The following is a 6775-nucleotide window of genomic DNA, read 5'->3' as shown; positions in this document are numbered from 1 at the left end:
TGATCGCCGAAGCGATGGCGGACTTCGCCGCCGGCGGCGCCGATCCGCTGAAGGATCAGAAGGTCGAGCAATTCGACTTCCTGGGCCTGGTGAATCAGTTCGACCTGGCGCGGGCCGCACATCCCTCGCTGACGAGCTGGGCGCTGACAACGGCGTTGCTCGACTTCCACACCGGAGGCAGCGACACTGCAGCGATCGGTGGCGATCTGGCATATCAGTACGGCCTGAATCGCAACCTCACCAACATCGGCGTCGTGCCCGCAACGACAACGATGAGCGATGCGCAGTTCGGTATCGCTCCACAGACGCTGCAGCCGACGAGCTCGCTACACACGGGGGTGCAACGCCTGGTGTGACTATGAATAAGTGAGCAGTACCCACAGCGCCAAGCCATCCGGTGAGGCGCTGTGGGGTTCGCCTCCGTGAGCTTCCAGTCTTCCAAAGAGAGTCGCAGACACCCTAAATCAGGTGGCGCTGGTCCAGGTCAGGATGGTCCGCCACATCCTGACCTCGCGATCGTCGAAGTGGCGTTGTGGCGAAGCTTGCAGGGTGCAGTACTCGCGCACGGGTCCTTGAATATCTCCGAACCCCAACGCTACGACAGAAGCGAGTTGTGCGAGCATGGTCTCGCGCGGCGTTTCCTGATGTTCCCAGAACTTGAACCGGGCAGCTTCATCGAGTAGCGGCTGGCCGCCACTACGTAACTCTTCCGTCATGCACGTTTTGATGTCACGGCGAGCGGCGAGCTGACGTTGATACCTATGCTCGTTCTCGGCGAACGTAGTGCCCGCCTGTGTCAGCTTTTCGCGTGCGAAAACATGCATCACCTTCCGGTTGCAGAGACTCTTGAACATCGGAATCGCCGCATCCGGCATGGATTCGACGTCCTTGGGCGTGAGTATGCCGAAGAGCCGCACGCAGTCGCGGCCGGTCGAGTGCTCCGGATGTTGTGCCAGCAGCTCGAAGATGCGTGCATCGTTCACGACGTAGGCGGTGACGACCTGGCCGTCATCCAGCCCGACATTGGTCTGCAGGAACAGCTCGACTGCCCGATAGTGGCGTGCCTGTAAGGCCTTGATGAAATTGTCGCGGTCAGGTGGATTGAATCCGAGCCGCACGATCTCATCGAGGCGGTTGTCCTGGATCAGCTGCTTCGTTTCCCGGACGTCACGAGCGATTCTTTCGTTTTCGCTGCGGATTTTTTGCAGCCCGTCGACAACGTCGAATAGTTGGGCCATCAGGCCGCCGTCCTGCCGGTTGTGGTAGGACTGCGAGGCCATGACCATGCTGGCGATCGAGAACATGACGACCACGTGCAGGCCGTGAGCGAGCCAGGGCGAGCCTTCCCAGAACCATTCCATGTCGCCATCGGAGGTTGTAACGCGATACCACCAGCTGCGCCTGGCTTTGCTCGGAAACAGCGCGAGCATCACCAGCAGGTAGACAGCAGCAATCAGCGACAGCAATCCGATGCTGAGCACGATCGCCCAGCCGCCTTGGGCGACGAAAAAGTCGCCGATGAATCCGAGCAGCGCGCCTGGCATGGCGCCGACGGCCAGAATGCCGGAAATGCGCTTGAGGATCCGGGTATCCCGTCCCGCCATTGTCAGTAGTCGCCAATGCCGCACTGAAACGCGATGGTCAGCCCCACGAGCGGATTGCTCTCGATGATGTTCTTGATGCTCTCGGGAGAGAACTCGGCGGAGTGAATCTTGGGATGGACGGATCGGCCGAGATCCGCCAGACACTGGCAGTTCTGTTCGGTGTACCTGCCTCGGTAGTATTCGGCGCAGCCTCGAACGTACCTGGCGCCTTCACCATCGGCGGAGCCGGTCCGATGGAGGTACGCGAGCAGGCCTTTGGTGAGCGGGGCCGAGCCCTGGCAGCCGATGTCGCGGGCGACGCTGCCACCGGTTGCATAGGCCGTGCCGCTGAGCTGCTGGTCGGCGAGGCCATCGCCCAAACTCGACGTCTTGTACTCGCTGCCCATGGCGCCGACCAAGGCGGAGGAGGTGAGGAACTTCTGCAGCTCGAGTCGGTGCAGCGTGGGAACGTCACAGTTCGACAGAAAGTACTCCGCCATGCCCGCGACGAACAGTTGTTCTTTTCTGTCGAGCGTCGTCAGGCAGGATTTGTCCAGCGCCGACAACAACTGCGGGAACAGGAATTTACTGTAGCGTGGCAGGGTGGTGCGACACTCGTCGGCGCTTGCATGCGACGCGAGCCAGCAAGCCGCCACTGTGATCACTGCGAGTATCGAATGTTTGGGCACGGCCAAGCCCTCGTGCACGGTGGTCCCGTGGATAGACCGCTTTGGGGCGGCGCTTGATCTCCAACTGATCAACCGTCATGGCAGCGAGATTCAGCCATGATCACAGATGACATAACCCATTTTACTGGCCATCCTCGTCCCCGCGCACAGCGTGCTATAAGGTCGCTCTCGCCCGAATGACATATAAGTAGGCTCGCCCGTGGCGGTGGGTGCGCGGCGAAGGCATAACGGAATTGCTCAGCGGGAGCCTTGAAAAATGCGGTGTCGTGCGCGCAGGTTGTCTCTGGCTGTCGGCATTCTTTGCGTTTCTCTGTTGAGCGCTTGTGGCGGAGGCGGCGGGGGAGGTGGCGCAGGAGTCGCGCCGCCACCGTCGTCAGGCAACCCCAACACACCACCGCCTTCGGGCAATCCGAACACGCCGCCGCCTTCGAGCGATCCGAACCCTCCGGCGGAATCAGCAGGTTCATTCAGCGTCTCGAGCGAGTCGCTGAACTTCGTGTTCATGGCGGACGACGAATGGTCGGCGCCGCCCACTCAAACGATTACGATGAACGTGACCGGCAGGGAGCGCAACGATGTTTACTATCAGACAGTCGTCGACGGTAGCGCCATCGAGGCCTATCTGACCGTGGATGGATCGGTTCAGGTGAGGCCGATTGACCCATACCTGCTGGATCCCGGCCTGCACTCGGCGACCGTCACGATCAGGGCATGCGCGCAAGTCGCCTGTACTCAGCAGCTCGATGGCAGCCCGAAGACCGTCAGCGTCACGTACGAGCGGCGTGGCTTGAAAGTCTCGGCGTCGCCGCTGGAATTCACACTGCGTAATGGCGCCTCCACGACCGAGCGCACGCGCTCGTTCACCGTGATCGGTTATCCGGAGCAGGCTTGGTTCCTCGATACCGCTGAGTCCTGGTTGACGCTGTCCCGTGCCAGCGGCAGCACGGCGGATCCCACGCCGGTCGACGTGGTGGTCGATGAGTCAGGAGGTTTGCTGAGAAATGGGGTTTACCACCCAACGCTCAGGGTGGTCGGTCCGACCCAGACCAAGTACGTCACGGTCAACGTCAACATCGATCGAACCCAGGTCTACACAGTGGCGCCGTATCTCGGGGTGCTGTTCGGTGAGCGCGAGGTCATCGTCCGCGGCGTCAACTTCAATGCGGCCGACGTCACCGGCGTCCAGTTTGGCGGTGTCGATGCGACCTCCTTCAACATTGTCAGTGCCAGCGAGATCCGGGCCACTACGCCAGGCTCGCTCGGCACGGGCAGTCACGCGATCACGCTGACGGACAACGCAGCGTCGGCCCTTTCCGATGCGAATTTCGAAGTGGTTGCTCCCGCGCCCTATGTCTCGACTCACCTGCCGTTGCCATCGGGTGCAGCTGCGAATGCAGAACCTAGCGCAATTGCTTACGACGCGGTCGGTCAGCGCATTTTCGTCGCCGTGGATCAGCCAGAGGGCACGCCGGATTTCGTGGCCCGTTACACGTATCAGCCGATTGGCGCCGGCTCGTGGGTACGCGCGAATGCCTATACGAGTTACAACAAGCTCAAGGCGATGACGTTCTCCCTTGACGGCGAATCCCTGCTGCTCAGTGAAGCCGACGCCACTTGGCTAGGCGGCAATGGCAGCGAATCGGGGATGGCGTTGTCGAATTTGAAGCTGGGCGGGGGCCGCTACGCGACGCTGCACAGAGGCTGGACCGACAACTTCATCAATTCCATCGCCGCGGCCAACGACGGCCGCGCAGTGATGGTGTCCGCCGCGATCAGCGGCGGGCGGCGTCCGCTCTACTTGTACTCGAGTGTCGCACCGGTCATGGACGCGGCTGGGAGATGGGACTCGCCTTCACTCGAACAGGTCGTTCTCGGGACGGGATCGGAAGACGGTTGGTTCGACAACGGCGTGGCCGGCGCGGCTGGCGACGGCTCGCGTGTGCTCATCGCCAGCTCGGCGGCGGCTGCAGAGATGTATGAATACGATTCGGCGACGAGCACGTTGCGCAGGATTGACCAGGTCATGCGTGCTGACGCCATCCAGCTCGATCGAACGGGCAGCCGTATTCTCCTGAACAATACCGACGTGTACGACCGCGATTTCCAGCTGCTGGGCCAGCTGTCTGCGGACACGATCGCTGCGGTGTTCTCGCCGAATCTGCCTCGCATCTATGCTTACGACTCTACCGGACAGTTGTCGAGCTACGACCTCACCGGCACGACCGTCACGCCGATACGATCGTGGTCACCCAGCGCCAGCGCCGGCGATCCGCTACGGCGTGTCGTCATGACGATCACGGCGGAAGGTTGGACGCTGCTCATTGCGGGCACCAACGGGGTGTTGGTGGAATACATACCGGACAACGCGCGCTGAGCTCTCCAGCGCGCACTGCAGCCGCCAGCTACGCGTTCACTCATTCATTCCAATCGCATGACGACACGCAACTGCGTCGTCAGAAGTTCCAGAGTGGCGGCGACCGCAGGCAACTGCAATCTTCGGTGCGCAGTGAGCACCGTGATGGTTGCACCCCTTGCATTCCACTCCGGCAGCACGCGCGCGAGCGCGCCCGTCTCGATCGAGGTCGCACAGAGCGCCTTCGGCAAACATGCGATCCCAAGTCCTGCGACAGCCGCGTTGAGCAAGGTGAGCGGTTCGTCGAGATAGTAGCGGGCGCTCGCAAGCACCTCGTGCGTCCCACCGGCTGAGCTCCACAATTTCCAAACGACGGGCGCGGAGGATGGCTGCGTGAGCAGTGCTTCGTGCTGGTCGAGATCTTCAGGCTGCCTGGGAGCGCCACGCGCATTCAAGTAGCGCGGCGATGCGACCAGGTACATGGGTGAATGACCGAGTCGCCGCTGCACTAGTCCGGAGTCCGGCAACTCGTTGTAGTGTGCGCGTACAGCGATGTCGAAGCCCTCATCGACCAGATTGACGAACCGATTGGTCGCGTGCAATTCGACTTGGATTTTCGGGTGGCTTGCTGCGAGTTTCGAGAGCAGGCTGGGCATGGCGAGCTGCGCGGTCGTCATGGACATCGTCATTCGAACGGCGCCACTCGGCTCGGCCACCCGCTTTCTGACCAGGTGCTCGGCCGCCTCGGCTTCTGACAGCATTGCAGCGGCATGTTTATAGAACTCCATGCCAACTTTCGAGACCGCGAAGCTACGCGCCGTGCGGAGGATCAGGCGCGCGCCCAGTGCTTTTTCCAACGCGGCCACGCGCTTGCTCAGCGTGGATTTCGGTACGTGCAGCGCGCGGCTTGCGGCCGCAAACCCTTTGCGTTCTACCACCTGCGCGAAGTAATAAACATCATTGAGATTCAGCATTCCTGTTCCAGCGTCCACGCCTGTGGACATACTGTTTCCGCTCTACCTCTGTCTGAGCCACGCGTCCGTTTCTATGATGCGCCACTCACCATCCTGGAGCGAAAGATGGAAGCAGCAGCAGAGTTGGAAGCGATTCGCAAACTACTCGAGACGTACCTGGCGGCGTGGCGGCGCCACGACATGCAGGCCTGGGGCGCATTGTTTACCGACGATGCGGATTTTGTCACGCACGCGGGGCTTTGGTGGAGGTCCAACGCGGAGAACGTAGCAGGGCACGAATCAGTGCCGGCTTCGGTGATCGAACAAAAGGTGAGCTACGAGCTGCAGGTCTCCTCGATTCGTCTGCTCGCCGATGGCATTGCCTTGGTGCACGCCCACTGGTACTGGCCCGGGTTCATGCCGCCCACGGGCGGACCAGCTGCGGATGCTGGAGGCATCATCACGATGGTCTTGGTCCGCCGCGATGGCAGGTGGGCGATCCGTGCGTCACACAACACCAAGATACTCGCAGCACGCGACGAAAGGTTCAGCCGTGACAAGTAACGTTGGAATCATCATTGGCACAACGCGCGAAGCACGTTTCGCGGATCATCCAGCGCAATGGATTCGAGAGCTGATCTCTGAGCGCGCCTCGTTCGCCGCAGAGACCATCGACCTCCGCGTCTATCCGATGCCACTGTTCTCCGAGCCCCAGGCGCCTGCAGCGCGAGCTCCAGCTGACGAAGTCGCAACGCGTTGGCGGACCAGAGTTGCCGAGCTCGACGCGTACATCTTCGTCACAGGGGAATACAACCGGAGCATCCCGGCCGTCCTGAAGAACGCGCTCGATCATGCCTATTACGAGTTCAATCGCAAACCGGCGGCCTTTGTCAGCTATGGAGGCAACGGCGGCGTTCGCGCCATCGAGCACCTGCGGCTCATTTGTATCGAACTGCAGATGGCGTGTACTCGAAATGCCGTGCACATCGGAGTGGAGCCGTACGCGGCCGTGCGAGATCAGGGTCGTAGCCTATCCGACTTTCCTTCATTGAATCGCGCGGCTGCCACGATGCTCGACGAACTGGGATGGTGGGCTCAAACGCTGAAGACCGGACGCGGGTCTTGAAGATCCGCAGCCTGGTCGTGTGGTAACTGCCATTCGACCAGATCTATGTCACCGCTTCGCACGCTGTGGCA

The 6775-nt window shown here is 61.4% G+C and carries 7 protein-coding genes; 4 read left to right on the top strand and 3 right to left on the bottom strand.

The window, feature by feature from the left end:
- Positions 1-356: hypothetical protein (locus EK373_RS33300; protein WP_157994652.1), on the top strand; the 356-nt coding region annotated here is incomplete at its 5' end.
- 108 nt (positions 357-464) lie between these two features.
- Here EK373_RS33300 and EK373_RS32830 read toward each other — a convergent pair.
- Positions 465-1604: a hypothetical protein gene (locus EK373_RS32830; RefSeq protein WP_129649597.1), complete on the bottom strand. Its 1140-nt coding sequence runs from the start codon at positions 1602-1604 to the stop codon at positions 465-467.
- Between the two features lie 2 nt (positions 1605-1606).
- Positions 1607-2290 carry a hypothetical protein gene (locus EK373_RS32825; RefSeq protein WP_129649596.1) on the bottom strand — a complete coding sequence of 228 codons (684 nt, stop codon included), beginning with the start codon at positions 2288-2290 and terminating at the stop codon, positions 1607-1609.
- Between the two features lie 484 nt (positions 2291-2774).
- On the opposite strand from EK373_RS32825, the gene EK373_RS32820 reads away from it, so the two are divergent.
- A complete protein-coding gene (locus EK373_RS32820) occupies positions 2775-4646 on the top strand; it encodes an IPT/TIG domain-containing protein (RefSeq protein WP_157994651.1) in 1872 nt (623 codons plus the stop codon).
- Positions 4647-4690: 44 nt separating this feature from the next.
- Here EK373_RS32820 and EK373_RS32815 read toward each other — a convergent pair whose 3' ends face one another.
- Positions 4691-5599 carry a LysR substrate-binding domain-containing protein gene (locus EK373_RS32815; protein ID WP_129649594.1) on the bottom strand — a complete coding sequence of 303 codons (909 nt, stop codon included), beginning with the start codon at positions 5597-5599 and terminating at the stop codon, positions 4691-4693.
- 105 nt (positions 5600-5704) lie between these two features.
- On the opposite strand from EK373_RS32815, the gene EK373_RS32810 reads away from it, so the two are divergent.
- Together EK373_RS32810 and EK373_RS32805 are read left to right on the top strand one after the other, a co-directional pair.
- On the top strand, positions 5705-6142 hold the full coding sequence (locus tag EK373_RS32810) for an SgcJ/EcaC family oxidoreductase (protein WP_129649593.1): 438 nt from the start codon (positions 5705-5707) through the stop codon (positions 6140-6142).
- Positions 6132-6704: an NADPH-dependent FMN reductase gene (locus EK373_RS32805; protein ID WP_198683848.1), complete on the top strand. Its 573-nt coding sequence runs from the start codon at positions 6132-6134 to the stop codon at positions 6702-6704. Before EK373_RS32810 ends, EK373_RS32805 begins: the two co-directional genes overlap by 11 nt.
- The last annotated feature ends 71 nt before the right edge of the window (positions 6705-6775 follow it).

The sequence above is a fragment of the Peristeroidobacter agariperforans genome (assembly GCF_004138335.1).
GTDB classification, from domain to species: Bacteria; Pseudomonadota; Gammaproteobacteria; order Steroidobacterales; family Steroidobacteraceae; genus Steroidobacter; species Steroidobacter agariperforans.
Note: the sequence above shows the minus strand (reverse complement) of the source record. Positions and strands in the feature narration are given on the sequence as shown.